Consider the following 26,298-nt stretch of genomic DNA (forward strand, 5'->3'; position numbering starts at 1 on the left):
GTGGTGAATTCCTTGTGGGAGCGAGCCTGCTCGCGAAAGCGGTGGGTCAGGCAACATCAATGCTGGCTGTTATGCTCCCTTCGCGAGCAGGCTCGCTCCCACAGGTTTTGCGTGACCTCAGGCGTCTGGGGTTTGCTCGGCCAGGGCCACGGCGCGGAACATGGCGCGGCGCTTGTTCAGGGTTTCTTCCCACTCCAGCGCGGGCACCGAGTCGGCAACAATACCGCCACCGGCTTGCACATGCAGTTCGCCGTTCTTGATCACCGCCGTGCGGATCGCAATCGCGGTGTCCATGTTGCCGTTCCAGGCGAAGTAACCGACCGCACCACCGTAGACGCCACGTTTGACTGGCTCCAGTTCGTCAATGATCTCCATCGCGCGAATCTTCGGCGCGCCCGACAACGTGCCGGCCGGCAGAATCGCCCGCAGTGCGTCCATCGCCGTCAGGCCGGCCTTCAACTGGCCGGTGACGTTGGAGACGATGTGCATCACGTTGGAATAGCGCTCAATGACCATTTTCTCGGTGAGTTTCACCGAACCGATCTCCGAGACCCGGCCGGTGTCGTTGCGGCCAAGGTCGATCAGCATCAGGTGCTCGGCGATTTCCTTGTCGTCCGACAACAGGTCTTCTTCAAGTGCCCGGTCAGCTTCCTCGGTGGCACCGCGTGGGCGGGTGCCGGCGATCGGCCGTACGGTGATCAGGTTGTCTTCGACCCGCACCAGCACTTCTGGCGAGCTGCCAACGACGTGGAAGTCGCCGAAGTTGAAGAAGTACATATAAGGCGTCGGGTTGAAGCAACGCAGCGCCCGGTACAGATCGATCGGTGCAGCCTTGAAGTCGATGGACATCCGTTGCGACGGCACCACCTGCATGCAGTCACCAGCGAGGATGTACTCCTTGATGGTGTCCACCGCCCGTTCGTAGTCGTCCTGGGTGAAACTGGAGCGGAACACCGGATCAGCCGCTTGCTGCTTGCTGAAGTCCAGGCCGCGACGCGGAGTGATCGGCTGGCGGAGCTTTTCCAGCAGCTCTTCCAAACGCGCCTGACCTTGCTCAAAGGCATTTTCCTGCGACGGGTCGGCCAGCACGATGGCGTGCATCTTGCCCGCAAGGTTGTCGAACACCACCACCGCATCGGAAACCATCAGCAGAATGTCCGGCACGCCCAGCGGATCCGGGTTCGGGCATTTGCCCAGACGCTTCTCCACGTAACGCACGCAGTCGTAACCGAAGTAGCCCACCAGCCCGCCGTTGAAGCGCGGCAAACCGGCAATGGTCGGCACGTTGTAGCGCGCCTTGAAGGCTTCGACAAAGGCCAGCGGGTCTTCGACATCGTGGCTTTCCACTTCGGTGCCATCGACGGTCACACTGACGTGGTGATCATGCACTCGCAGCACCGTGCGGCACGGCAGCCCGATGATCGAGTAACGGCCCCATTTCTCGCCGCCCTGCACCGACTCCAGCAGATAGGAGTTGGGCTCGTCGGCCAGTTTCAGGTAGATCGACAGCGGCGTGTCGAAGTCGGCAAGGGTTTCGCAGGCAAGCGGGATGCGGTTGTAGCCGGCAGCGGCCAAACGCAGGAATTCTTCGCGGATCATGAGGTGCCTCGTGGCATGAGGGTCAAACGGTCAGGTGTGCAAACGCGCCGGATAGCCGGCCAGGATCAAGTCAGGCGCGCCAACGCCAGCGGGCCAGGGCCTTGATGACTTTCATCCAGAGTTTGCGAGTGACCACCACGATGGAATTTCCAGGAGGGGATTGAACAGCGTCGGGCAACGTTATCTCAGCGGCCGGATCCAGGCAACCGGGAATTAGCTTGCGCAGATCGTCGATCACCAGCGCCGGCGACTCTTCAGCAATCGGCCGGCCATGGTTATAGCCATAACTCAGGGCTACGCACTTTACGCCGGCCGCCTTGGCCGCCAGCACGTCGCTACGCGAGTCACCGACGAACAACGATTGCGAGGCCGGTATGTTGGCCATTTTCATCACGAAAAACAGCGCCGCCGGGTCAGGCTTCTTCTGCGGCAAGGTGTCGCCGCCGATGATCCAGCGGAAGTAGCGGCCGATCTTCAACTGATCCAGCAACGGTGCGACAAAGCGCTCCGGCTTGTTGGTGATCAGCGCCATTTCGACGCCCTGCTTGTGCAGCCACTTCAGGGTGTCGCGTACGCCGGGGTAGACCACCGTCAGTTCATGGCCGCCTGCGTAGGCGTCCATGAAAATCTCCAGCGCGTGTTCGGCCTCGACATCATCGACACTCGTGTGATCGATATTGCCCGCCAGAGCACGACGGACCAGCACCGGCGCACCGTTGCCAACCCATTCGCGCACCGCGTCGAGACCTGCCGGTGCACGCCCGAGTTTGAGCAGCATGTTATCCACGGCCACTGCGAGGTCCGGAACCGAATCGATCAGCGTGCCATCCAGATCGAACATCACCAGCCGCGGCAGACGCCCCGGGAACAACTGCTCAAAACCACTCATGGGCGAGCCAGGGCCAGTTCGGAACGCATCTTCTCAATGACTTCCTGATAGTTCGGGGCGTTGAAGATGGCCGAGCCGGCGACGAAGGTGTCAGCGCCAGCAGCGGCAATTTCGCGAATGTTGTTCACGTTCACGCCACCGTCGATTTCCAGACGAATGTCACGGCCCGACGCATCGATCAGCGCGCGTGCTTCACGCAGCTTGTCGAGGGTGCCGGGAATGAATTTCTGCCCACCGAAGCCCGGGTTGACGCTCATCAGCAGGATCATGTCGACCTTGTCCATCACGTACTTGAGCACGTCCAGCGGGGTCGCCGGGTTGAACACCAGGCCAGCCTTGCAACCGCCTTCGCGGATCATTTGCAGGGAACGGTCGACGTGCAGCGTGGCTTCCGGGTGGAAGGTGATGTAGGTCGCGCCGGCGTCGATGAAGTCGCCAATGATGCGGTCTACCGGGCTGACCATCAGGTGTGCGTCGATCGGCGCGGTGATGCCGTATTTGCGCAATGCCGAGCAGACCATCGGCCCGATGGTCAGGTTTGGCACGTAGTGGTTGTCCATGACATCGAAGTGAACGATGTCGGCGCCGGCGGCCAGAACGTTGTCCACTTCCTCGCCCAGGCGGGCGAAGTCGGCGGAGAGAATCGACGGAGCAATAGCGAAGGGCTGCATGACGCACCTTTTTTGAGCAAAATCACGATGGCGCGCATTGTATACCTCATGCTTTGACGCGCGCACCGTGACCGCGATGATCAGTAGGCTGCTCGATAGATCTTCTCGATATCGGCGGTGCTCAATTTGCGCGGGTTGTTGCGCATCAATCGCTCTATTCCCGCGGCCTCCACGGCCATCGCCGGGATTGCATCTTCCGGTATGCCAAAACTGTGCAGGCCTTGGGGGATTTCCACTGCGGCACAGAGTCGCGCCATGGCCTCGACGGCTTTATCCGCCGCCTCGTCAGCGCTCAACTGCGCCGTTTTCACGCCAAGAGCTTCGGCGATATCCCGCATGCGCTCGACGCACGCCATCTTGTTCCAGTTCATGACATACGGCAGCAACAAGGCATTGCTGACACCGTGCGTAATGTTGAAACGCCCACCCAGCGGATAAGCCAAGGCATGCACCGCGCCGACCCCGGCGTTACCGAATGCCATGCCGGCCATCAGGCTGGCGGTGGCCATATCTTCACGGGCCTGCAGGTGCGAAGGGTTGGCGTAGGCTTTGGGCAATGCCGTGGCGATCAGCTTGATGGCGCCGATGGCCAGCGCGTCGGTAATCGGTGAGGCGTTGAGCGACAAGTAGGATTCGACAGCGTGCACCAGCGCATCGACGCCACTGGCAGCGGTCACGCTACGTGGGCAGGTCAGGGTCATTTGCGGACTGACCAGCGCCACATCCGGCAGCAGGTAATCGCTGATGATGCCTTTTTTCAACTGCGCGACCTTGTCGGAAAGAATCGCCACGTTGGTGACTTCCGAACCGGTGCCGGCAGTGGTCGGGATCGCAATCAGCGGCGGACCTTTGCGCGGCACCTGATCGACACCGAACAAGTCCTCGAGCGCGCCGTGATAACCGGCATAGGCTGCAACACTTTTGGCGATGTCGATGGCACTGCCGCCACCAAGGCCGATCAAACCGTCATGCCCGCCGTCGCGGTAGACGCGCATGCAGTCCTCAACGATGGCGATTTCCGGGTCGGGCAACACCCGATCGAAAATCTCGTACGTGCGCCCCCCCAGTTGCGCCAGCGCCAGCTCCACCGTACCGGACTTGACCAGCGCGGCATCGGTGACAATCAGTGGGTAGTCGACATCCAGACGGGTCAGCTCGGCGGCCAGTTGCTCGATAGCAGCCGTGCCGGTGAGCAATTTGTGAGCGATTTTGAAAGAGGAAATACTCATGTGCGCAGCCTCTTATAAATAGGGGAGCTGGGCACAATAGTAGCTGGGGATTGGGGTTTGTCTGTTATTCAGCGAGTGAATGAGCAAAGGTCCACAGAGAACACCCTGTGGGAGCGAGCTTGCTCGCGATAGCGGACTGTCAGCCGACATCAATGGTGAATGTCAGTCCCTCATCGCGAGCAAGCTCGCTCCCACAGTTGATCGGCGTTTACCTTCAAACCTGTGCGGTACGCAGTTTCTCGCTGCGGCCACGCAGCCATTCCAGGGTCAACAGCAGGAACACCGAGAAAGCGATCAGCAGCGTCGCGGCGGCGGCAATGGTCGGGCTCAGGTTTTCGCGGATACCGCTGAACATCTGCCGCGGCAATGTCGCCTGCTGGGGACCGGCAAGGAACAACGTGACCACCACCTCATCGAACGACGTCGCGAAGGCAAACAGCGCCCCGGAAATGACCCCCGGCGCGATCAACGGCAAGGTCACCCGGCGGAACGCCGTCAGCGGTGAAGCTCCCAGGCTTGCGGCAGCACGCACCAGGTTCTGGTTAAAACCTTGCAACGTCGCCGACACGGTAATGATCACGAACGGCACGCCCAACACCGCATGCACGACAATCAGCGAAACAAAGCTGTTGCCAAACCCCAGCGGAGCGAAGGCCAGGTAACTGGCCACGCCGATGATCACCACCGGCACCACCATCGGCGAGATCACCAACGCCATCACCAGCGCCTTGCCGGGGAAGTCGCCACGGGTCAGGCCAATCGCCGCCAGCGTACCGAACACCATCGCCAGCACCGTCGCCGCCGGAGCGACAATCATGCTGTTCTTCAGCGAGCGCATCCATTCGGCCGAGGCAAAGAAGTCCTGATACCAGTGCAACGAGAAACCTTGCAGCGGGTAGACCAGAAAACTCCCCGAATTGAACGACAGCGGGATAATCACCAGCACCGGCAAAATCAGGAACAACAGGATCAGCCCGCAGAGAATGCGCAAGCTGTAGAACCACACCCGCTCGACGGGCGACATATAAGGACTCAGCATTTCGATTCTCTCCTTAGCTCAGACGCAGGCGGCTCGCGCCTACCAGCCAGCTGTAAATCAGATAGAGCACGATGGTCGCCATCAGCAGCAGCCCACCGAGAGCGGTCGCCATGCCCCAGTTGATGCTGGTGTTGGTGTAGAAGGCGACGAAGTAGCTGACCATCTGATCGTTCGGGCTCCCGAGCAGCGCCGGGGTGATGTAGTAACCAATCGCCAGGATGAACACCAACAGGCAACCGGCGCCGACACCGGCATAGGTCTGCGGAAAGTACACCCGCCAGAAGCTGGCGAACGGATGGCAGCCCAGCGAGATCGCCGCACGCATGTAGGTCGGCGAGATGCCTTTCATCACGCTGTAGATCGGCAGAATCATGAACGGCAGCAGGATGTGCACCATCGAGATGTACACCCCGGTGCGGTTGAACACCAGTTCCAGCGGCTTATCGATGATGCCCATGGCCATCATCGCGCTGTTGATCAGCCCGCCCGATTGCAGCAAGACAATCCACGCCGCCACCCGCACCAGAATCGAGGTCCAGAACGGCAGCAGCACCAGAATCATCAGCAGGTTGCTTTGACGCGACGGCAGGTTGGCCAACAGGTACGCCAACGGGTAGGCCAGCACCAGGCAGATCGCGGTGATGATCAGGCCCATCCAGAAAGTCCGGGCAAAGATCTCGAGGTAAATCGCCTGATCGGGAGTCGCCGGGGCGATTTCGCCGAGGTCGTCGATTCGATGGTCGACCGCTGCCAACAAATAATATGGCGTGATGCTGCTGGTGTTGCGGCGCACCGCTTGCCAATAGGCCGGGTCCCCCCAACGCTCATCCAGCGCTTCGAGCGCGTCTTTATACGAGGCCGGTTCCGTCGTGAACGGCAGCGCTCGCGCGGTTTTGGTCAGCAGGCTGCGATAGCCGGCCAACTCCATGTTCAGTCGCTTGGACAGATCGCCCAGGGTTTGATTCTTGCGGGCCTCAAGGAGGTCTTCGCTGGCAGCCTTGAAGACCGGATCCGCCGGCAAGCCTCGACCATCCCAGGTGGCAATCGCCGCCACGGTGCGCGGCATCCCGCCGACCACTTCCGGGTTGCCGACACTTTTGTAGAGCAGCGCCACGATCGGCACCAGAAACACCAACAACAGAAACAGCACCAACGGCGCGATCAGGGCTTGGGCCTTCCAGCGGTTGACCCGCTCGGCACGCGCAAGGCGCTGCTTCAAGGTGCGATGGGTGCCCTCGTTCAGGGGAACGGCGATGGCCATGGCGAACTCCGAAATTCTTTGATCAATCGATAATGTGGGAGCGAGCTTGCTCGCGATGGCGCCTTCAAATTCAACATTGATGTTGACTGATACACCGCAATCGCGAGCAAGCTCGCTCCCACAGGTGGGCTAGCCCACCATCGCAGGGTTGTGGTTACTTCGCAGCCCACGAGTTGAAACGCTGTTCCAGTTGCTCACCGTTGTCAGCCCAGAAGCTGACATCGATCTGCACCTGGTTGGCGATGTTTTCCGGGGTGGTCGGCATGTCTTTCAGAATGTCTTTAGACAACAGCGGTACGGCTTGGGTATTGGCCGGGCCGTAGGCGATGTTTTCCGAGTAGGTTTTCTGCTGTTGCGGCATGACCGAGTACGCGATGAATTTCTTCGCGGCTGCAGCGCGGGTTTTATCCAGGCCTTTTGGAATTGCCCAGGCGTCGAAGTCGTAGATGCCGCCGTTCCATACCACTTTCAGATTGCTTTCTTTCTGCACGGCAGCGATCCGGCCGTTGTAGGCCGAACTCATGACCACGTCACCGGAAGCCAGATACTGCGGTGGCTGAGCGCCAGCTTCCCACCATTGAATACTTGGCTTGAGCTCATCGAGTTTCTTGAATGCGCGGTCCTGACCATCCTTGCTGGCCAGCACTTTATAGACGTCTTTCGGCGCAACGCCGTCGGCCATCAAGGCGAATTCCAAGGTGTACTTGGCGCCTTTACGCAGGCCACGTTTACCCGGGAATTTCTTGGTATCCCAGAAATCCACCCAACTGGTCGGTGCGCTTGCCAGCTTGTCGGCGTTGTAGGCCAACACGGTCGACCACACGAAGAAGCCAACGCCGCATGGCTGGATGGCACCCTTCACGTAGTCTTCGGACTTACCGAACAGCGCAGGGTCGAGCGGCTCGAACATGTCTTCGTCGCAACCACGGGACAGTTCTGGCGATTCAACTTCTACCAGGTCCCAGGACACGCTCTTGGTGTCGACCATGGCTTTGACCTTGGCCATTTCACCGTTGTATTCACCGGCGACGATCTTGCCGTTGCCCGCTGCTTCCCACGGTGCGTAGAAGGCCTTGACCTGCGCTGCCTTGTTCGCGCCGCCAAACGACACCACGGTCAGGTCGGGGCCGGCCATTGCGTGCGCTGCGCCCATCATGCCCAGTGCGAGGGCTGTGAATTTCAGGGATCTCAACATTTATTATTCTCTCCACATGCGGGGTTGGTGTTGGTGAAGCGAGGGCGATCAGTTCGCCTCTAGAAGTGGGTCGAGCGCGCGAACGTGTTCGACCTGCCAGCCAAGCGGTACCACGTCTCCGACCGCCAGCGCCGGATCCAGCTCGGCAATCGGCTGTTTCACGAAGAAGTCGGTCTTGCCACAGACTTCCAGGCGAACACGGACGTGGTCGCCCAGATAGATGAATTCCGCCACCCGCCCTGAGAAGCGGTTGACGCACGACTCGCTGGACCCGTTGAGGCTCACGCGCTCCGGTCGGATGGACAGCGTCACTGGCTCGCCGGTCTTGCCGACATTCACTGCCAGCGCTTCGACCTTTTCACCACGCCCCAGCTCAACCACGCAGCGGTCGCCGGTGTGGCTGTGCAAACGACCGTTGAGACGGTTGTTCTCGCCAATGAAGTTGGCGACGAAGGTGTTCTTTGGCTTTTCATAGAGCTCGCGCGGTGGCGCGATCTGCTGGATTTCGCCTTGATGGAAGACCGCCACGCGGTCGGACATGGTCAGGGCTTCGCCCTGGTCGTGGGTCACGTAGACCACAGTCACGCCGAGGCGCTGGTGCAGGTGCTTGATTTCCATCTGCATGTGTTCACGCAGCTGTTTGTCCAGAGCGCCCAGCGGTTCGTCCATCAGCACCAGTTGCGGCTCGAACACCAGTGCCCGGGCCAGTGCCACACGCTGTTGCTGACCACCGGAAAGCTGCGCCGGATAACGCTGGGCGAACGCGTCGAGCTGAACCATGCTCAGCACGCGCTTGACCCGGTCACTGACGTCGCTTTTGTTCAGACCACGTACGGTCAGCGGGAACGCCAGGTTCTCGGCCACCGTCATGTGCGGGAACAATGCGTAGTTCTGGAACACCATGCCGATGTCGCGCTTGTGCGGCGGCACGTTGTTGATCGCACGTCCGGCCAGCAGGATTTCGCCGGCGGTCGGCGTTTCGAAACCGGCGAGCATCATCAGACTGGTGGTCTTGCCGGAGCCGGACGGCCCGAGCAAGGTGAGGAATTCGCCTTTGCGAATCTCCAGGTTGAGGTCTTTGACGATCAGGTTCTCGCCGTCGTAGCTCTTTTGCACTCCACGAAAGCTGACCAGAACATCATTCGCTCCAGCGCTTGAATCGACCTCGCTCATACCTGCACCTTTGTATTCTTTATATGTAGGACTGCTGAGTACTAAGCCTAGTGGAGCCTTGGGACCACGCAAATCGGGGTGCAGGAGAGAATCGCCTCAGCCGTATGGAAGGTTGGGGGTAGGGATTGCCCTACAGAGATGGCGCGTTTTGGCATATGCAGCGGCATGCTGTTAGCTGCAAGCCACAAGAGTCGGCAAAGGCGGTCTTGAGAGATGTCGTAAATGGATATGCGTAAGCGATCTCTGTGGGAGCGAGCTTGCTCGCGATAGCGGTGGGTCAGTCGACATCGATACTGAATGACATGCCCTCATCGCGAGCAAGCTCGCTCCCACAGGGTATAGCGGTGTTCTTCAGAGCAACTTGTGTTCCATCGCGTACTTCACCAGCTCAGCCAGTGAGGTGATGTTGAGTTTCTGCATCAGCCGCGCCTTGTGGGTGCTGATGGTTTTGCTGCTCAACGCCAGTTGCTGGGCAATGTCATTGACGTTGGCGCCCTGGGCCAGGCGCTCGAATACCGAAAACTCGCGCTCCGAGAGCAACGAATGCAGCGGCCGCGAATCCGTCAGGCCGACTTCGAAGACCATTCGGTCCGCCAGCTCCGGATCAATGTAACGCCCGCCCGCCGCGACTTTGCGAATCGCCGTCAGCAGCAACGCCGGGTCGCTGTCCTTGGTCGCATAACCGGCAGCGCCTACCTTCAGCGCCCGCGCAGCCATTTGCGCCTCGTCGTGCATCGACAGCACCAGAATTGCTGGTGGATTGTTCAGTGCGCGAATCCGTGGAATCGCCTCCAGCCCGTTAACCCCGGGCATGGAGATATCCAGCAACACCACCTCGCAGGGAATATGGCGCAATTGCTCGAGCAATTGCTCGCCATTGCTCGCCTCCCCCACCACCAGCAAATCCTTGGCGAGGCCAATCAACTGTTTGATGCCCTCACGGACGATGGTGTGGTCTTCGGCTACCAGTACACGGATCACGTTCTTCTCCATTCTTCTTATTCAGAGCCAAGATCAATCGCGAGCAAGCTCGCTCCCACACTGTTCCGCGTACATAGGGACAACACAGATCAATGTGGGAGCGAGCTTGCTCGCGAAGGCGTCAGTGCAAACAACATAAAACCCTCAGGCTTCATCCAGCGGCACACGCACGCTCAATGTCGTGCCCTCGCCCGGTTCACTCTCAAGCGACAACTGGCCACCCATGATCAGCACCCGCTCGCGCATGCCGACCACGCCAAAGGATGTCGGCCTGCCCGTGGACGCGACAAAGCCTACGCCATCATCGCTGACCGTCAGGCACAACTCGTCGCCTTCCAGCACCAGTGTCAGTTCAACAGTATGCGCCTGCGCATGACGCATGACATTGGTCAGCGCCTCCTGAAGGATCCGGAACAGGCCGATGGCCTTGGCGTCGCTGAGGGCCGGCAGGTTGTCCGGTACTTGCACCAGGCACGGGATCTGCGTGCGCGCTTCGAAACGCCGGGCCTGCCACTCGATGGCTGATGCGATCCCGGCGTCGAGAATCGGTGGGCGCAAGGCCGTGGCCACGTCGCGCACCAGCTGGAACAGCTGGGCGATCAGGCGCTTCATGCTGTTGAGACGGTCACTCAACCCCGGATCGAGTTCGGCGTAAGCCAATTCGCACATCGAGGTTTCGAGCTTGAGCACCGTCAGCATCTGACCCAATTCATCGTGAACTTCCCGGGCAATCCGGGCCTTTTCCTCTTCCCGCACGCTTTCCAGGTGCGCGGACAATTCACGCAATTGCTCGCGGGAGCTGGCCAGTTCCAGCTCGATGCGCTTGCTCTCGCTGATGTCCCAGACAATCCCGTCCCAGACGAATGCACCATCGTCGAGCCGGCGAGTGATGGCCTTGATTTCGGCCCAGCGCTGCTCGCCCTGGCGGGTGAGAATCCGGCCTTGCCACGACCAGTCGCTGTCAGTGTCCAGCGCCTGATCCTGAGTCTGGTGATAACTCGCCCGGTCATCCGGATGCACCAGACTGCGCAGGCCCATGTCGCGATGGCTCAAGGTCGCCGGTGAATACCCCACCAGACTCTCGCTACCCTCGCTGATGTAGGCAAAGTCGATCTGCCCGGTCACTGGCGCCCGCTCCAGGCGAAAGACCAGTCCCGGTACGTTGGCAGCGATCCCCTGCAACCGTGCCTCGCTTTCCTGCAAGGCAGCCAACGCCCGACGGCGTTCGGTAACGTCATTGAGGTAAACCACCAGATATTCACCGTCGCGAAAACGCAGGAAACTCAACGACACGTCGGCCGGCAGAATGCTGCCATCGGCGCGCACGCAGTTGGTTTCAAAGCTCTGTGGCCCGTCCTCGCTGGCCCGGGCGCGTTTCCACAGGCTCAACCAACGGTCCATGTGCAGACCGGGCTCAAAGTCGATCAGTGGCCGATCAATGACACCGCCCGGCGCATAACCGAGCATGTCCTCGGCCGCACGGTTGGCGTAACGCACATGGCTATCCCAATTGACCCAGAGGATCCCGACCGTGCTTTGATCGATGGAAAACTGCGTCAGGCGCAACGCTTCTTCGCTCGCCTCGCGCAGCGCAATGTCTTCGCGGGCCGCCAGTAAACGCAGCTCAAGCGTATGTTGCTGACGGCGCTGCCACAGCACGATGGCCATGCTGCCGAGGAACAACACGACCAGCAACAGGCAGAGGTTTTGCCAGAAGCCCGGCGATTCGGCCAGACGTGGGTACTTGGGTTGCAGCCAGCGCGCGTGCAACTGTTCAAGATCCTTGGCCGGAATGGCATGCAAGGCGCTTTCAACGATGCCGGCCAACTCCGGCCAGTCGCGGCGAGTCGCCACCCGTAGCAACTGTGGCAGGCCAATATCCCCTACCACTGTTAACCCGGAGAATTCGGGCTCGGACGACAAACGGCTGAGCTGGGCTTCATCCACGACCGCGTACCGGGCCTGTTGAGTCAGCAGCAATTGCAGGGCCTCACGCTCCATCGGCACGCCCTGCAAGTTGAGATTGCCGTAGTTGCTGCGCAGATAATCGGCGATCGCGCTGGGCATCCGCACCGCGACCCGCGACTGGCTGTCGAGTTTTTCCAGTTCGACGACACCCGCGCCCTTCTGTTCGCCGACCACCAGTTGCGGTACGCGCATGTATGGATCGGTGAATTGCCACAGACGCAGGCCGGCGGGGGTTTGGGTCAGGCCCGGAGCGAGGTCGACTTCACCTTCGCGCACTGCCTCTTCCAGTTGCGCCACATCGGGAAAGTTGCGCCACGTCACCTCGATGTTGAGCGCACTGGCCAGCCACTGCATCAATTCGACATTGGCCCCGGACAACCGCTGCAAACGCCGGTCGTACTGTGCGAAAGGTGCTTGCAGCACCACGCCAACGCGCAGCTCATTGTGCTCCGCGAGCCACTGGCGCTGCGCGACGCTCAGCTGCGCAGCATGCGCAGACGACGTGGGCGCCGCCCATGCCATCAAGGGAAGCCAACAACAGCCGATAACCAACAGGCAGCGAAAACGCATCATCCGAAGTCTCACACACTGACAAATACTGACCAACCCATTAGGCTGCCGGGATTACTTCTGGCCTGGAATATCCGATGCCCCCTGTCTATCGCTTGGCACTGCCAGCATTGTGCCTGTCGCTGATCCTGCCTTGTGCCTTTTCAGCCCAGGCCGCCGACCCGGCACCCACCACCGCGGAAAAGCCCGCCGCAGAAAAACCGGTCGAACGCCAGCCACTGCCAGAGCGTAGTCAGGAAGAAGCCGCTGCCCTTGAACGGACAGTCCCCGCCCAAGAGCAACAGCAATTGCAGGCCGGCAGTGACAGTTTTCTCGCACTGTGGAAACCGGCCAACACCAGCGACCCCAAGGGTGCGGTGATTATCATCCCCGGTGCAGGTGAAACTGCTGACTGGCCTCAAGCAATCAGCCCATTGCGGCAAAAATTGCCCGATGCCGACTGGAGCAGCCTGAGTCTTACCTTGCCTGACCTGCAAAGCAATGCCCCGCAAGCGCGTGTCGTCGAAGTCGCACCCGTGCCGGCCAAACCCGCGATTGGCAGCAAAGACGCCAGCACCACCGCACCGATCGAGCAAGTGGCCGGGGGTGAAGGGGACGTAGCCGACCGCGCGATCGCCGAGACCAGCGAAGAGCAAGCCAAGGCCGACGCCGAGCGCATCTACGCACGAATCGACGCAGCCATTGCTTTCGCCGAACAACAAAGTGCTCGCAGCATCGTCTTGCTCGGTCACGGCACAGGGGCCTATTGGGCCGCGCGCTACCTGAGCGAAAAACAACCCTCGCAAGTCGCAAAATTCGTGATGGTCGCCGCGCAGACTCCCATGACGGTGAAAACCGGACTGGCGGAACTGACCACCACCTTGAAACTGGCCACCTTCGACATCTACTACAAGGACAAGGCGTTGGTGCAGAGTGCTGCGCTGGAACGCTTGCAGGCCAGCAAACGCCTGAAAGCTTCAACCTTCAGCCAGCTTGCACTGAAGACATTGCCCGGCAACAGCGCTGCCGAGCAGGAGCAATTATTCCGGCGTGTACGCGGTTGGTTGAATCCACAGAAAGTGGACTAAGCAAAAGCAAAAGATCGCAGCCTGCGGCAGCTCCTACATTGGGTTATGCGTACTGCCGCAGGCTGCGATCTTTTGACCTTCAAAGCCGTTAACGAAAATCCCGCCGCTCGCGAATCAACGTATAGGCGTTGTGCAGCTCGCGGGTTTTGTCAGTCGCTTCGCGCACCTGGGAAGGTGTCGCACCAGTACCGGCGATCTTGTCCGGGTGATGGCGACTGAGCAGGCGTCGGTAAGCACGCTTGATCTGCGACGGCTCACTGGTCGCTGATACGCCGAGTACTCGCAGTGCCTCCTGATAGGCCGCCGCACTGTTAACCAGGTTTTTTTTGTGCGGTTCGTAATCACTGGCCAGTGCCTGCACTTGTTCCGGCGTCCAGCCCAGCCACTTGCCCCACTGTGCAATCAGCTCACGCTCGGCACTTGCGGCACGCCCGTCAGCCCAGACCATCCGCCAACAGGCGCGCAAGACACCTTCGGCGGCATGCGGCTGCGCGCTTAAACGGCGCAGGTAACCGCGCAAGCGATCATGACCCGACTTGCCACGGTTGAACGCCGCGATCGCGCGTTTCTGCGCCGACTCGCTCATTTCCAGCGCACGCATTTCCTGACGCGCCTGATAGATATGACCGTCCACCACCCGACCATCGCTCTTGGCCAGACGCCCCAGCAATACAAACAACAATTCATCGTTACGCAACATCGGCCGACCGCCGAGTCGCTCACGCAAATGCCCGAGGCTTTGCAGCTGCAAGCGCCGGTCCAGCGCCTGCCCTAACAATGCGCCGAGCATGGCCCCCGGAATGCTGGCTATGGCAAAGCCCGCTCCGGCTCCAATCAGAGTCCCTGGCCACAACATGTCAGTAGCTCGCTTCTATCAATTGCTCAACTTCGGCCAGACGTTCGTGAGTGCCGACATCGACCCAGTGCCCGTGCAGTCGCTCGCCGCTCACCTGCCCTTGCGCCATGGCATCGCGTAATAGCGGGGCCAGTTTGAAGGCGCCGTCCGCGCAGGCCGCGAAGAGTTTCGGATGCAGCACGGCAATGCCACTGTAAGTGAGCGTCTGTGCACCCGGCTGGCCGTCCCGTACCAGGCCATCGACAAGGCTGAAATCGCCGGCCGGGTGGTGCACCGGGTTGTCGGCAAGCACCAGGTGGGCCAGGCCCGCTATCGGTTGACGCAGAGTGGTGAAGTCGTAATCGGTCCAGATATCACCGTTGACCACTACAAAGGCTTCATCACCCAAGAGCGGCAACGCGCGGTAAATCCCGCCGCCCGTTTCCAGCGGCTCACCTTCCGGCGAGTACTGAATGCTCAGGCCATAGCGCGAACCGTCACCCAGGTAATCTTCGATCTGTTGCCCTAGCCAGGCGTGATTGATCACCACCTCGGTGAAACCTGCCGCTGCCAGCGCCTTCAGGTGATACTCGATCAGCGGCACCCCGCCAACACGCACCAGCGGCTTGGGCGTGGTCAGCGTCAGTGGGCGCATGCGCTCACCTTTACCGGCTGCCAGAATCATTGCTTTCATGCAGAGACTCCGACCGACTGGCGCAGACTGGCCAGCAACACATCCAACTCCACGAGCTCAGGACGACGAGCGACTACTGCGTCTATATAAGCAAAGAAGCGCGGCACATCGCCGAGGTAGCGCGGTTTGCCGTCGCGGTGGCAGATACGGGCGAAAATGCCGATCACCTTCAGGTGACGCTGCACACCCATCAGGTCGCTGGCACGCAGGAAGTCTTCGAAATCGGACTGAACCGGAATACCGAGAGCGCCCGCTTGCTGCCAGTAGTCCGCCAGCCAACCGCGCACGCGCTCCTCGGGCCAGCTGAGGAAGGCGTCCTTGAACAGGCAGGTCACGTCATAGGTAACGGGGCCGTAAACCGCATCCTGAAAATCCAGCACGCCAGGATTTGGCTCGCCGAGCATCAGGTTGCGCGGCATATAGTCGCGATGAACCAGCACTTTGGGCTGGGCCAGGGCGCTGTCGATCAACCTGTCGCTGACTTGCTGCCAGAGCATTTGCTGCGCCGAATCGAACTCGATACCCAACTCGCGCTTTACATACCACTCGGGGAACAGTTCCAGCTCGCGGCGCAACAGGGCCACGTCATAGCTCGGCAGCGGTGCAACCATCGGCAACTGCTGAAAAGCCAGCAACGCTTGCAAGGCATCCTTGAACAAATCGTCAGCATTTTCGCTGTCGATCACGTCCAGATAAGTCTGATTACCCAGGTCATTGAGCAAAAGAAAGCCGCGTTCAAGATCTTCTGCGTAGATTTTTGGTACGTTAATTCCGGATTTCGCCAGCAAATATGCGATATCCACGAAGGGTTTACAGTTTTCCTGAGGCGGCGGAGCGTCCATCACGATGAAACTTCTGCCTTCGCCTTCCCAACGGAAGTAACGGCGAAAACTCGCGTCGCTGCTGGCCGCGGTCAACGTGGCCGGGGGTATGGCACCCCATCCTTGCGCGGCAAACAGCATTGCCAATTGCTCATCAAGCCAAACTTTCAGGTGTTGCAAGCGTACATCTTGGTCAGGCATTACAAGGGTCTCCGACGGCGCTAGCCGTCAAGCGGGTCATGCTTTATTATCCAGCATCTTTTTCAGACCATCGAGAGGCGTGCGGCCCACACCGCGGGCAGATGGCACGCAGGAAGCCCGGACTAATAAGATGGCATTGAAATCCCCCGCGTTTCGTAAAAAATTTCCGTTGTTGGTGACCGGCAGTTTGCTGGCCCTGCAACCTCTAGCCACTTCGTTCGTGGTCGCCGCGGAACAGTATGACTGCTCAGTCTCTGCTTCGGGAGCCTGGGACTGCGCGCCGAAAGCCAACGCAGCCCAACTGCCACCGCGCCCTGTACATGAGGGCAGCGCGGTCAGTTCGGGCAACGCGTCGACGGCCGAGAGCAGCACAGCCGGTGGCGAAACCGCCGACAAGCCGGTACTGGTCACCGAAGCCAAGGGTCGCGCCCTGAAGTCGCGCAGTGCTGACTACAGTCACCTCGACTGGGTTCCGCGCGATAAGCTCACCGCTGCCCAATTGGCCGAAACAGGTCCTTATTGCTCTGGTTCCTATATCGAACCAATTCGTCCTGGCATGAATGACAAGACGAATAAAAGTGACGCCCCGACGTTTATCGGCGCCAAAGCTTCCCGCTATCAGCAGGAAGAACAGGTGGCGACCCTCGCCGGTGACGTGGTCATGCGTCAGGGCAGCATGCAGGTCGAGGCCGATGAGGCCAGCCTGCATCAAGCCGAAAACCGTGGCGAACTGACCGGTAACGTTCGCGTGCGCGACAACGGCGCACTGATCGTCGGCGACCACGCTGAGGTGCAGCTCGACACCGGTGAAGCCCAGATCGACAACGCCGAATACGTGATGCACAAATCCCGTGTCCGCGGTAGCGCGCTGTATGCCAAACGCGCCGAGAACGCGATCATCCGTCTCAAGGATGGTACGTACACCACGTGCGAACCGAACAGCAACGCCTGGCAGCTCAAGGGCAACAACATCACCTTGAACCCTGCGACCGGTTTCGGTACCGGGACCAACGTGACGCTGCGGGTCAAGGACATTCCGGTGTTCTACACCCCGTACATCTATTTCCCGATCGATGACCGTCGCCAGTCCGGCTTCCTGCCACCAAGCTTCGGCACCAGCACCAAAACCGGCTTCATGCTGGTCACACCGTACTACTTCAACCTGGCACCGAACTACGACGCCACGTTGTATCCGCGCTACATGAGCAAGCGCGGCCTGTTGATGGAAGGCGAGTTCCGTTACCTGACCCAGTCCAGCGAAGGTCAGTTCGGCGCCGCGTACCTCAACGACGACAACACCGATCGCAAGTTGCAGACCGACTACGAAAAAACCCGCTACATGTACAACTGGCAGCACAAGGGCGGGCTGGATTCGCGGGTAATGACCGAGGTCGACTACACCAAAATCAGCGATCCGTATTACTTCCAGGATCTGCAATCCGATCAGATAGGTGTTCAAAGCCGCGATTTCGTGAATCAGCAAGGTGCGGTCACCTACCGTGGCGACACCTTCACCGCCCGCGTGAATGCACAGGCGTATCAGCTGGCAACGATCTCCAACATTACCCCGTACAACCGCCTGCCGCAGATCACTTTCAATGGTTTCCTGCCGCAACACCCTGGCGGCCTGGACATGACCTACGAAACCGAGCTGGTGCGGTTTGACCGGAACCTGAGAACCGGCAACTTCACTGACGAAAACGGTTTCCAGTCCCCTTTCCTGGATACCAACGTTCAAGGTCTGGCACGTGCCACCGGTGATCGCCTGAACCTCGCGCCAGCAGTCAGCCTGCCGCTGAACTGGACCTACGGTTTCCTGAAGCCGTCGCTCAAGTATCAGTACACCCAGTATGACCTGGACCTCGACGGTACCGGCAAAAGCCAGATCGCCGCACAAGGCGCGGACGCAGATCGCCTGAATGGCACCTACAGCCGCAATCAGAGCCGCGGCGTGCCTATTGCGAGCATCGACAGCGGCCTGTACTTCGACCGCAATACCCAATGGTTTGGCAAGAACTACCGCCAAACCCTGGAACCGCGCCTGTACTATCTCTATGTCCCAGAGAAAGATCAGTCCGACATTCCGGTATTCGACAGCGCCGAAACTACGTTCAACTATGCCTCGCTGTTTCGCGACAACCGTTTCATCGGTTCAGACCGGGTTGGCGACGAAAACAAGCTGTCGCTGGGCGTGACCAACCGCTGGATCGAAGACAACGGTTTCGAACGTCAACGCATCAGCGTCGGCCAGGCCATGTACTTCAAGGACCGCGAAGTCCAGTTGCCGGGTATCGATGCAAAAACCCGCGCCGATGCGCATTCCAACGTTTCGCCATATGCCCTGGAATACGAATATCGCTGGAACCGCGATTGGCGCACCACGGCCGATTACAACTGGGACCCGGATAGCCGCCACCCTCGTTCGGGCAGCGCGATGTTCCACTACCAGCCGGAAGACAATCCGAACAAGGTCATCAACGCCGGTTATCGCTATCGCAATGACCAGGTTCGTTACGACCAGACTACGGGTAAATGGGCTGTGGGCGGCGGTGACTATGGCACCCCTGGCCAACCTGGCTACGTGAAGGATTACTACAAGATCAAACAGCACGACTTCTCGGTGATCTGGCCTGTCGTGCCGCAATGGAATGCCATCAGTCGCTGGCAGTACGACTACAACCGCAACCGTACCCTGGAAGCCTTTGGTGGTTTCGAGTACGACAACTGCTGCTGGAAACTGCGCCTGATCAATCGTTACTGGGTGTCGTATGACGAGTTCAGTCAAGTAGCCCCGCAAAACGAAAAAGGCGACCATGGCCTCTTCCTCCAAATTGTTCTGAAGGGTCTCGGCGGCGTTACTGGCGCCAAAGTAGAGAGCTTCCTCGACAAAGGCATTCAAGGTTATCGTGAACGTGAAGACCAAGCTTTCTGATTGTCTGCGCCCGCTGATGCTGGGCGCGCTGTTCCTGGGTACTGCGGCTAGCGCCGCCGTACAGTCCATCGACAAAGTGGTGGCCATCGTCGACAACGACGTGGTCATGCAGAGCCAGTTGGACCGGCGAGTTCATGAAGTTCAGCAAACCATCGCCAAGCGCGGCGGCGGCACACCGCCAGCCAGCGTGCTGGAACAACAGGTGCTCGAACGCCTGATCGTCGAAAACCTGCAACTGCAGATCGGCGAACGCTCCGGCATTCGCATTACCGATGAAGAGCTGAACCAGGCGATCGGCACCATTGCCCAGCGCAACAACATGAGCGTGGAGCAGTTCCGCGCCGCCCTGACTCGCGACGGCCTGTCTTATGACGACGCCCGCGACCAGGTTCGTCGCGAGATGATCATCAGCCGTGTTCGTCAGCGGCGTGTGGCCGAACGGATTCAGGTGTCCGAGCAGGAAGTGAAAAACTTCCTCGCCTCTGACCTGGGCAAAGTGCAGCTCTCTGAAGAACTGCACCTGGCCAACATCCTGATCCCGACCCCGGAAAGTGCCAATTCGGAAGCGATCCAGAACGCTGCCCGTCAGGCCATGGCGATCTATCAGCAACTCAAACAGGGTGCTGATTTCTCTCAACTGGCCATCGCCAAATCCGCGAGCGACAACGCACTGGAAGGCGGCGACATGGGCTGGCGTAAAGCCGCTCAACTGCCACCTCCGTTCGACCGTGAGCTGAGCGCGATGGCGGTGGGCGAAATCAGTCAACCGGCACGTACACCTGGCGGTTTCATCATTCTCAAAGTGCTGGAAAAACGCGGCGGCGGTAATCAGGTGCGTGACGAAGTACACGTTCGCCACATCCTGATCAAACCAAGCGAAATCCGCAGCGAAGAAGAAACCAAGCGCCTGGCGCAGAAACTCTACGACCGCATTTCCGCGGGTGACGATTTCGCTGAACTGGCGAAAAGCTACTCGGAAGACCCGGGTTCTGCCCTTAACGGCGGCGACCTCAACTGGATCGACCCGAACGCGCTGGTGCCGGAATTCCGCGAAGTAATGGCCAAGACCCAACAAGGTCAGCTGTCCAAGCCGTTCAAGACTCAATATGGCTGGCACGTCCTGGAAGTCCTTGGCCGCCGCGCCACTGACAGCACCTCCCAGGCTCGTGAACAGCAGGCAATGACCGTACTGCGTAACCGCAAATACGACGAAGAGCTGCAGACCTGGTTGCGTCAGATCCGTGACGAAGCCTACGTTGAAATCAAGCTCCCTGGCGTCGACCAGGCGGCGAAGTGAACCCCAAACGTTTTGCGCTGACACCCGGCGAGCCGGCCGGCATAGGTCCTGACCTGTGCCTGCTACTCGCCTCGCAAGCCCAGCCACACCCCCTGATTGCCATTACCAGCCGCGACCTGCTCATTGAGCGGGCCGCGCAGCTGGGTGTGGTCGTTGATTTGCTGGCGGTGACGCCGGGCAACTGGCCGGACGCTCCTGCGCCGGCCAACAGCCTGTATGTCTGGGATACACCGCTCAGTGCGCCGGTCACCGCCGGGCAACTGGACAAGGCCAATGCCGCCTTCGTCCTGGAAACCCTGACCCGCGCAGGCCTTGGCTGCCTGGACGGGCATTTCGCCGGAATGATCACCGCCCCCGTGCATAAGGGCGTGATCAATGAGTCGGGCATTGCCTTCTCCGGCCACACCGAGTTTCTCGCAGACCTGACCCACACCCCGCAAGTGGTGATGATGCTCGCCACACACGGTTTGCGGGTCGCACTGGTTACCACGCACCTGCCGCTGCGGGAGATTGCCGATGCAATCACCCCTGAGCGCCTGGAACGGGTCACGCGAATTCTGCACACCGACCTGCAACAAAAATTTGGCATCGCCCAGCCACGCATCCTCGTCTGCGGACTCAACCCGCATGCCGGCGAAGGCGGACACCTGGGCCACGAAGAAATCGACATCATTGAACCAACCCTGGAGCGTCTGCGCGCTGAAGGCATGGACCTGCGCGGTCCCCTGCCCGCCGACACTCTGTTTACCCCCAAATATCTGGAGCACTGCGACGCGGTGCTGGCGATGTACCATGACCAGGGCCTGCCTGTGCTGAAATACAAAGGCTTCGGCGCGGCAGTCAACGTGACCCTCGGCTTGCCGATCATCCGCACCTCGGTCGACCACGGCACTGCCCTGGACCTGGCTGGCAGCGGAAAAATCGACACCGGCAGCCTGCAAGTCGCCCTGGAAACCGCCTACCAGATGGCCGAGACCCGTTTATGACCGAGCATTACCAACACCGGGCGCGCAAGCGTTTCGGCCAGAACTTCCTGCACGATGCCGGCGTTATCGACCGAATCCTGCGCTCCATTCACGCCAAAGCAGAAGACCGCCTGCTGGAAATCGGCCCGGGTCAGGGCGCGCTCACGGAAGGCCTGCTCAACAGCGGCGCCCAACTGGACGTGGTTGAACTGGACAAGGACCTGATCCCGATCCTCAATCAGCAATTCGCCGGCAAGAGCAATTTCAACCTGCACCAGGGCGATGCGCTGAAGTTCGACTTCAACAGCCTGAATGCCGCGCCAAACAGCCTACGCGTTGTTGGCAACCTGCCGTACAACATCTCCACGCCACTGATTTTCCACCTGCTGAACAACGCAGGCATCATCCGCGACATGCACTTCATGCTGCAAAAGGAAGTAGTCGAGCGTCTGGCGGCAGGTCCTGGTGGTGGCGATTGGGGCCGTCTGTCGATCATGGTTCAGTACCACTGCCGGGTCGAACATCTGTTCAACGTCGGCCCTGGTGCGTTCAACCCACCACCGAAAGTCGACTCGGCGATCGTCCGTCTGGTGCCGCACGCCGTGCTGCCGCATCCAGCCAAAGACCATCGCTTGCTGGAGCGCGTCGTTCGCGAAGCCTTCAACCAGCGCCGCAAGACCCTGCGCAACACCCTCAAGGCCCTGCTGAGCAACGCTGAAATCGAAGCCGCTGGCGTCGATGGCAGCCTGCGCCCGGAACAGCTTGATCTGGCAGCCTTCGTCCGCCTGGCTGACAAGCTCAGCGAACAAGTCGCCGAGCAGCCTGCCGACATCTGACAGGCCAGAAGCGTTATCGGGTAGGACACCAGCGCCCATGTCTGGTTTACTATCCGATACTTGGCCTAGACTGACCTCAATCAGTTACGCCCCGCGTCCCGCTTTGCTTTTAAGGCCTCTTGCATGTCCGATCCTCGTTATCAGGTCGACGTCAGCGTCGTCACCCGCTATCTGGCAGAACAATCGCAACCCGAGCAAGACCGCTTTGCCTTCGCCTACACCATTACCGTACAGAACAACGGCCTGCTACCGGCCAAGTTGCTCTCGCGGCACTGGGTGATCACCGATGGCGACGGGCATGTCGAAGAGGTTCGTGGCGCAGGCGTGGTTGGCCTGCAACCGCTGATCGGTGTCGGCCAGAGCCACACCTACAGCAGCGGCACCGTGATGACCACCCGCGTTGGCAACATGCAGGGGACTTATCAAATGCTCGCCGAAGACGGTAAACACTTCGACGCCATCATTGCGCCTTTCCGCCTGGCGGTGCCCGGAGCCCTGCACTGATGGCGACGTACGCCGTCGGCGACCTGCAAGGCTGCCTCGAACCACTGCAATGCCTGCTCAAGCGGGTTGCCTTCGACCCTGCAAAGGATTATCTGTGGCTGGTTGGCGACCTGGTCAACCGGGGCCCGCAATCGCTGGAAACCCTGCGCTTCCTCTATAGCATCCGTGAATCGCTGGTGTGTGTCCTGGGCAACCATGACCTGCACCTGCTGGCCGCCGGCTACAACATCGAGCGCCTGAGGAAAGCCGACACCCTGCGCGAGATCCTCGACGCGCCGGATCGCAAAGAGCTGCTTGAGTGGCTGCGCCAGCAAAAGCTCATGCACTACGACGAACAGCGCGGCATTGCGCTGGTCCATGCCGGCATACCGCCGCAGTGGTCCCTGCGCAAAGCCTTGAAGTGCGCAGCCGAAGTCGAAGAAGCATTGCGTGACGACAACCGCATCGCGCCCTACCTCGATGGCATGTATGGCAACGAACCGGTGAAGTGGGACGGCGACCTTAAAGGTGTAACCCGCCTGCGGGTGATCACCAACTACTTCACCCGCATGCGCTTCTGCACCAGCGACGGCAAGCTTGATCTCAAGAGCAAGGAAGGTCTCGGCACCGCGCAACCGGGCTACGCGCCATGGTTTGCACACCCGGAACGCAAGACCCGCGGCCAGAAAATCATTTTCGGCCACTGGGCAGCCCTTGAAGGCAAATGTAACGAACCCGGCCTCTTCGCCCTCGACACCGGCTGCGTCTGGGGCGGCTCGATGACCTTGATGAACGTCGACACCGGCGAACGCCTGCATTGCGCATGCGATGCCCAGGGCCACACCAGGCCGCACGTCACCCCAACCAACCCCGAACTATTGTCGGCCAGCGCCAAGCGCTAGGCTGCGCTTTCAGCCAGGCCACAGGAGCCCGCCATGAGCGAATTCAAACGCATCCCCCCAGAACAGGCCCAGGCCCTGCGCGAACAAGGCGCCGTGATGGTCGACGTCCGCGATCCGCAGACGTTTGCCTTGAACCACATCAGCGGTTCGAAGCACCTGGACAACCACTCCATCTCTGACTTCATCCGCGCTGCCGACCTCGACGCACCGACCGTGGTGGTCTGCTATCACGGTAATTCCAGTCAGAGTGCTGCGGCTTACCTGATCAGCCAGGGCTTTTCCGATGTCTACAGCATGGACGGTGGTTTTGAGCTGTGGCGTACGACTTATCCTTCGGAAACGGCGCAAGGCACTTCCGAATAATTTTTTTTCACCCGCTCTAGCCCACGCCCGCCGTGGGCTGACGAACGGTCAGTCATAACAAATTACGCATTGCCCCTTTACCTCCCTGATTCCGAACTATCCTTAGCCTCAGGCCATCCAAAACAGGGGAGAGCCGGTACACCGGCGCACGGATCATCGGGAGTAGCTTTCAGGGTTGATAGCTTTGAAGGTGTTCTGGGGGGTAAAAGGCAGCTGCACTTTCAGTTGCTTGCCAGCATCCACTGACTGATCCGACGTCGGCTCCACGTATCGAGCGAGGTGACGTCATGAGTATCTTTAGCCACTTCCAACAACGCTTCGAGTCCACACGCCAGGAAGAGCTCTCTCTGCAGGAGTATCTCGAACTGTGCAAAAAGGACCGCAGCGCTTACGCGTCCTCCGCCGAGCGTCTACTGCTGGCAATCGGCGAGCCCGAACTGCTGGACACCTCGACCAATTCGAGATTGTCGCGCATCTTTTCCAACAAGGTGATCCGTCGGTATCCGGCCTTTGAAGACTTCCACGGGATGGAAGAATGCATCGACCAGATCGTCTCCTACTTCCGCCATGCGGCTCAGGGCCTGGAAGAGAAGAAACAGATCCTCTACCTGCTCGGCCCCGTTGGTGGCGGTAAATCGTCCCTGGCCGAGAAGCTCAAACAGCTGATCGAAAAAGTGCCCTTCTACGCCATCAAGGGCTCTCCGGTGTTCGAGTCTCCACTGGGGCTGTTCAACGCCACGGAAGATGGCGCGATCCTCGAAGAAGATTTCGGCATTCCTCGGCGCTACCTCAACACCATCATGTCGCCCTGGGCAACCAAACGGCTGGCCGAATTCGGTGGTGATATCAGCCAGTTCCGGGTGGTCAAACTCTACCCGTCGATCCTCAACCAGATCGCCGTGGCCAAGACCGAACCCGGTGACGAAAACAACCAGGACATCTCGGCGCTGGTGGGTAAAGTCGATATCCGCAAGCTGGAAGAATTCCCGCAGAACGACGCCGATGCCTACAGCTACTCGGGTGCCCTCTGCCGCTCCAACCAGGGGCTGATGGAATTCGTCGAAATGTTCAAGGCACCGATCAAGGTGCTGCACCCATTGCTGACCGCCACCCAGGAAGGCAACTACAACAGTACCGAAGGTCTGGGCGCGATTCCGTTCACCGGGATCCTGCTGGCGCACTCCAACGAATCGGAGTGGCACACCTTCCGCAACAACAAAAACAACGAAGCCTTCATCGACCGGATCTACATCGTCAAAGTGCCGTACTGCCTGCGGGTCAGCGACGAAGTGAAGATCTACGACAAACTGCTGTTCAACAGCTCCCTGGCCAAGGCCCACTGCGCACCCGACACCCTGAAGATGCTCGCTCAGTTCACTGTGCTCTCACGCCTCAAAGAGCCGGAAAACTCGAACATCTATTCGAAAATGCGCGTGTATGACGGCGAAAACCTCAAGGACACCGATCCGAAGGCCAAGTCGATCCAGGAATACCGCGACACCGCAGGCGTCGACGAAGGCATGAACGGTCTTTCGACCCGGTTTGCCTTCAAGATCCTGTCGAAAGTCTTCAACTTCGACCCGCACGAGATCGCCGCCAACCCGGTGCATCTGCTGTACGTGCTGGAACAGCAGATCGAACAGGAACAATTCCAGGCGGAAACCCGCGAACGCTATCTGCGCTTCCTGAAAGAGTACCTGGCACCACGCTATATCGAGTTCATCGGCAAGGAGATCCAGACCGCCTACCTGGAGTCTTACAGCGAATATGGGCAAAACATCTTCGACCGCTATGTGCTCTACGCGGACTTCTGGATTCAGGATCAGGAATACCGCGATCCGGAAACCGGCGAGATCCTCAACCGCGTAGCCCTCAACGAAGAGCTGGAGAAAATCGAAAAACCGGCGGGCATCAGCAATCCGAAGGATTTCCGCAACGAAATCGTCAATTTCGTCCTGCGTGCCCGGGCCAACAACAACGGCAAGAATCCAACCTGGCTCAGCTACGAGAAGCTGCGGGTGGTCATCGAGAAGAAAATGTTCTCGAACACCGAGGATCTGCTGCCGGTCATCAGCTTCAACGCCAAAGCCAGCAAAGAGGACCAACAGAAACACAACGACTTCGTTACACGGATGGTCGAGCGCGGCTACACCGACAAACAGGTACGACTGCTCTCCGAGTGGTACCTGCGAGTCAGGAAATCGCAGTAACCCGCTGCCGGTCAGACCGGTTGTCGTTAGCCCGGGCCTGCGTAATAAAATTCTGTTACACAGGTTTCAGGAAGGTGTTTGGAAATCGACAGCGAAGCCCAGGCAACGCACAGGTGG

The 26,298-nt window shown here is 59.7% G+C and carries 22 protein-coding genes; 9 read left to right on the forward strand and 13 right to left on the reverse strand.

Going from position 1 to position 26,298, the window contains the following annotated elements:
• Window positions 1-117: 117 nt before the first annotated feature.
• From trpE to AC1RKH_RS23890, 10 genes are all read right to left on the reverse strand, one after another.
• Window positions 118-1,599 (reverse strand): anthranilate synthase component I, encoded by a 1,482-nt coding sequence (trpE, locus tag AC1RKH_RS23845; protein WP_123424110.1) that lies wholly within the window; start codon window positions 1,597-1,599, stop codon window positions 118-120.
• 70 nt (window positions 1,600-1,669) lie between these two features.
• Window positions 1,670-2,488 (reverse strand): phosphoglycolate phosphatase, encoded by an 819-nt coding sequence (locus AC1RKH_RS23850; protein ID WP_493063963.1) that lies wholly within the window; start codon window positions 2,486-2,488, stop codon window positions 1,670-1,672.
• Window positions 2,485-3,159: a ribulose-phosphate 3-epimerase gene (gene rpe, locus AC1RKH_RS23855; protein ID WP_019693907.1), complete on the reverse strand. Its 675-nt coding sequence runs from the start codon at window positions 3,157-3,159 to the stop codon at window positions 2,485-2,487. The genes AC1RKH_RS23850 and rpe overlap by 4 nt, the downstream gene beginning before the upstream one ends.
• An 80-nt stretch (window positions 3,160-3,239) precedes the next feature.
• Window positions 3,240-4,388 (reverse strand): iron-containing alcohol dehydrogenase, encoded by a 1,149-nt coding sequence (locus AC1RKH_RS23860; RefSeq protein WP_493063962.1) that lies wholly within the window; start codon window positions 4,386-4,388, stop codon window positions 3,240-3,242.
• 214 nt (window positions 4,389-4,602) lie between these two features.
• Complete coding sequence (locus tag AC1RKH_RS23865; protein WP_123424107.1) at window positions 4,603-5,427, reverse strand: ABC transporter permease; 825 nt, start codon at window positions 5,425-5,427, stop codon at window positions 4,603-4,605.
• 13 nt (window positions 5,428-5,440) lie between these two features.
• Window positions 5,441-6,688, reverse strand: coding sequence for an ABC transporter permease (locus AC1RKH_RS23870; RefSeq protein ID WP_123424106.1), 1,248 nt, complete (start codon window positions 6,686-6,688; stop codon window positions 5,441-5,443).
• Window positions 6,689-6,842: 154 nt separating this feature from the next.
• Complete coding sequence (locus AC1RKH_RS23875) at window positions 6,843-7,883, reverse strand: ABC transporter substrate-binding protein (protein WP_216743864.1); 1,041 nt, start codon at window positions 7,881-7,883, stop codon at window positions 6,843-6,845.
• Between the two features lie 48 nt (window positions 7,884-7,931).
• A complete protein-coding gene (locus tag AC1RKH_RS23880; RefSeq protein ID WP_054594303.1) occupies window positions 7,932-9,056 on the reverse strand; it encodes an ABC transporter ATP-binding protein in 1,125 nt (374 codons plus the stop codon).
• A 351-nt stretch (window positions 9,057-9,407) separates the two neighbouring features.
• A complete protein-coding gene (locus AC1RKH_RS23885) occupies window positions 9,408-10,037 on the reverse strand; it encodes a response regulator (protein ID WP_123424104.1) in 630 nt (209 codons plus the stop codon).
• A 144-nt stretch (window positions 10,038-10,181) separates the two neighbouring features.
• The gene (locus AC1RKH_RS23890) at window positions 10,182-12,578 is read right to left on the reverse strand and encodes a PAS domain-containing sensor histidine kinase (protein WP_493063960.1); all 2,397 of its coding nucleotides are present in this window, start codon (window positions 12,576-12,578) and stop codon (window positions 10,182-10,184) included.
• A gap of 74 nt (window positions 12,579-12,652) precedes the next feature.
• Between AC1RKH_RS23890 and AC1RKH_RS23895 the strand changes: the two genes are divergently transcribed.
• On the forward strand, window positions 12,653-13,642 hold the full coding sequence (locus tag AC1RKH_RS23895; protein WP_493063959.1) for an alpha/beta hydrolase family protein: 990 nt from the start codon (window positions 12,653-12,655) through the stop codon (window positions 13,640-13,642).
• 88 nt (window positions 13,643-13,730) lie between these two features.
• Here AC1RKH_RS23895 and AC1RKH_RS23900 read toward each other — a convergent pair whose 3' ends face one another.
• From AC1RKH_RS23900 to AC1RKH_RS23910, 3 genes are read right to left on the reverse strand one after another with little or no spacing between them, the layout of a single operon-like run.
• On the reverse strand, window positions 13,731-14,498 hold the full coding sequence (locus AC1RKH_RS23900; protein WP_493063958.1) for a TerB family tellurite resistance protein: 768 nt from the start codon (window positions 14,496-14,498) through the stop codon (window positions 13,731-13,733).
• Between the two features lies 1 nt (window position 14,499).
• Window positions 14,500-15,171 carry an N-acetylmuramate alpha-1-phosphate uridylyltransferase MurU gene (murU, locus tag AC1RKH_RS23905; protein ID WP_493063957.1) on the reverse strand — a complete coding sequence of 224 codons (672 nt, stop codon included), beginning with the start codon at window positions 15,169-15,171 and terminating at the stop codon, window positions 14,500-14,502.
• Window positions 15,168-16,193 (reverse strand): aminoglycoside phosphotransferase family protein, encoded by a 1,026-nt coding sequence (locus AC1RKH_RS23910; RefSeq protein WP_493063956.1) that lies wholly within the window; start codon window positions 16,191-16,193, stop codon window positions 15,168-15,170. The genes murU and AC1RKH_RS23910 overlap by 4 nt, the downstream gene beginning before the upstream one ends.
• Window positions 16,194-16,323: 130 nt before the next feature.
• Between AC1RKH_RS23910 and AC1RKH_RS23915 the strand changes: the two genes are divergently transcribed.
• The 8 genes from AC1RKH_RS23915 (at window position 16,324) to AC1RKH_RS23950 (ending at window position 26,181) form a co-directional block, all read left to right on the forward strand.
• Complete coding sequence (locus AC1RKH_RS23915) at window positions 16,324-19,125, forward strand: LPS-assembly protein LptD (protein ID WP_493063955.1); 2,802 nt, start codon at window positions 16,324-16,326, stop codon at window positions 19,123-19,125.
• Window positions 19,106-20,422 carry a peptidylprolyl isomerase SurA gene (gene surA, locus AC1RKH_RS23920; RefSeq protein ID WP_493063954.1) on the forward strand — a complete coding sequence of 439 codons (1,317 nt, stop codon included), beginning with the start codon at window positions 19,106-19,108 and terminating at the stop codon, window positions 20,420-20,422. Before AC1RKH_RS23915 ends, surA begins: the two co-directional genes overlap by 20 nt.
• A complete protein-coding gene (gene pdxA / locus AC1RKH_RS23925; RefSeq protein WP_493063953.1) occupies window positions 20,419-21,408 on the forward strand; it encodes a 4-hydroxythreonine-4-phosphate dehydrogenase PdxA in 990 nt (329 codons plus the stop codon). The genes surA and pdxA overlap by 4 nt, the downstream gene beginning before the upstream one ends.
• On the forward strand, window positions 21,405-22,223 hold the full coding sequence (rsmA, locus tag AC1RKH_RS23930; protein ID WP_123424096.1) for a 16S rRNA (adenine(1518)-N(6)/adenine(1519)-N(6))-dimethyltransferase RsmA: 819 nt from the start codon (window positions 21,405-21,407) through the stop codon (window positions 22,221-22,223). Before pdxA ends, rsmA begins: the two co-directional genes overlap by 4 nt.
• A gap of 123 nt (window positions 22,224-22,346) precedes the next feature.
• Window positions 22,347-22,727, forward strand: a complete 381-nt coding sequence (gene apaG, locus AC1RKH_RS23935; RefSeq protein ID WP_123424095.1) for a Co2+/Mg2+ efflux protein ApaG — start codon at window positions 22,347-22,349, stop codon at window positions 22,725-22,727.
• Entirely contained in the window at window positions 22,727-23,608 is an 882-nt protein-coding gene (locus tag AC1RKH_RS23940; protein WP_493063952.1) for a symmetrical bis(5'-nucleosyl)-tetraphosphatase, read from the forward strand. Before apaG ends, AC1RKH_RS23940 begins: the two co-directional genes overlap by 1 nt.
• A gap of 33 nt (window positions 23,609-23,641) precedes the next feature.
• Window positions 23,642-23,971: a thiosulfate sulfurtransferase GlpE gene (glpE, locus tag AC1RKH_RS23945; RefSeq protein ID WP_493063951.1), complete on the forward strand. Its 330-nt coding sequence runs from the start codon at window positions 23,642-23,644 to the stop codon at window positions 23,969-23,971.
• Between the two features lie 287 nt (window positions 23,972-24,258).
• Window positions 24,259-26,181: a PrkA family serine protein kinase gene (locus AC1RKH_RS23950; RefSeq protein WP_123424092.1), complete on the forward strand. Its 1,923-nt coding sequence runs from the start codon at window positions 24,259-24,261 to the stop codon at window positions 26,179-26,181.
• The last annotated feature ends 117 nt before the right edge of the window (window positions 26,182-26,298 follow it).

This window comes from Pseudomonas sp. GW822-FHT06B12 (assembly GCF_058799675.1).